The sequence below is a fragment of the Streptomyces sp. NPDC002130 genome, from assembly GCF_040296465.1.
Lineage (GTDB): Bacteria > Actinomycetota > Actinomycetes > Streptomycetales > Streptomycetaceae > Streptomyces.
In genome coordinates this window covers 1-1,425 of the sequence record NZ_JBEOXI010000839.1, presented here as the reverse complement: position 1 = coordinate 1,425, position 1,425 = coordinate 1, and the positions used below count along the sequence as shown (strand labels likewise).

Genomic DNA, 1,425 nt, shown 5'->3' with positions numbered 1-1,425 from the left:
CGCAGTTCCATCATGTCGCGCTCCTCTTCTTACGGCTGGCGCCCAGCGAGGTGACGACCTTGACCAGCAGCAGTCCGGCCAGGGTGAGCACCAGCAGGATCACGCCCTGGGCGGCGGCTCCGTTCCACTGGTTTTCCTTGGTGACCTGCTGGTTGATGAGGGTGGCGATCATCGTCTGGTTGGGGCCGCCCATCAGGGCCGGGGTGATGTAGTAGCCCAGCGACAGGATGAAGCTCAGCAGTCCGGCACTGGCCAAACCGGGGGCGACCAGCGGCAGGTAGATGCGACGGAAGATCGTCACCTTGCCCGCGCCCATGCTGGACGCGGCCGCCAGCAGACGCCGGTCCACCCCACGCATCACCCCGTACAGCAACAGCACCGTGTACGGCAGCATCATCGACGTGGTGCCGATGACCACACCGAGTTCGTTGTAGAGCAGCTGGAACGGTGCTCCGGGGACCGACATGCTGGTGAGGGTCTCGTTCACCAGGCCCTTGTCACCGAGCATGATGATCCAGCCATAGGTACGCACCAGGGCACTGACGAAGTGCGGGACGACCACGACCAGCATCGCCAAACCCGCCAGGATGGGCTTCAGCCGGGTGATCGCCTGGGCCAGAACGAACCCGAAGACGAGACTGAGGATCGCTGTCTCGGCCGAAATCCGCAGCGTGGTGAACAGCACCGACAGGTTCACACCCGTCAGTGCGTCGGCGTACCAGTGCAGCGTGAACGAGCCGTCGGCGTCCTTCAGACTCAGCAGCAGGGTGCTGAAGATGGGGTAGACGAACAGCACCAGCAGGTAGATGACAACCGGCAGCGCATAGAAGATCCCGACGCGGGTCCGGCGCGAAGCCAGCAGCTTGCGCGGACGGGCGGGAGCGTTGGCGGTGAGGGTGGCGGCCATGGCTCACCCTGCCTGTTCGTCGGCGAAGAGGTTGACGTCATCGGGATCGGCGGTGATCCCGACCCGCTCCCCGGCCACCGGGCCCCGTCCCGCCGGCACCTCAAGGCGCAGCAGCGGCGCCTGACCGCCGTCGATGCGCACACCCGCGCGGACCAAGGTGCCCACATAGGTCGCGGCCTCGACGGTGCCGGTACAGAACCCGTCGTCGGCGGCGCAGGCCCGCAGCCGGCCCGGCTGCACCGCAACCTTCACCCCAGTGCCCAAGGGGAGGTCGTGGCGGCGCGCCTTCAGCAGAGTGCCGGACTGGTTGAGGCGGACGAGCGTGTGTTCCGTGTCGTGCTGCTCGATCCGGCCGGGCAGGAAGTTCGCCGCGCCCAGGAAGTCCGCCACGAACGGCGTCTTCGGCCGCTCGAACAGCTCCCTGGGGGTGTCGAACTGCTCGATCAGACCGTTGCGCATCACCGCGATCCGGTCCGACATGACCAGCGCCTCTTCCTGATCATGGGTCACATAGATGA

At 66.5% G+C, this 1,425-nt stretch carries 2 protein-coding genes; both read right to left on the bottom strand.

Features of this window, described 5'->3' with window-relative positions; genetic code table 11:
- Positions 1-10 precede the first annotated feature (10 nt).
- The gene (locus ABT116_RS46155) at positions 11-907 is read right to left on the bottom strand and encodes an ABC transporter permease (protein ID WP_351647186.1); all 897 of its coding nucleotides are present in this window, start codon (positions 905-907) and stop codon (positions 11-13) included.
- A gap of 3 nt (positions 908-910) precedes the next feature.
- Positions 911-1,425, bottom strand: a 515-nt coding sequence (locus ABT116_RS46150) for a TOBE domain-containing protein (RefSeq protein ID WP_351647184.1), incomplete at its 5' end; no start/stop codon positions are given.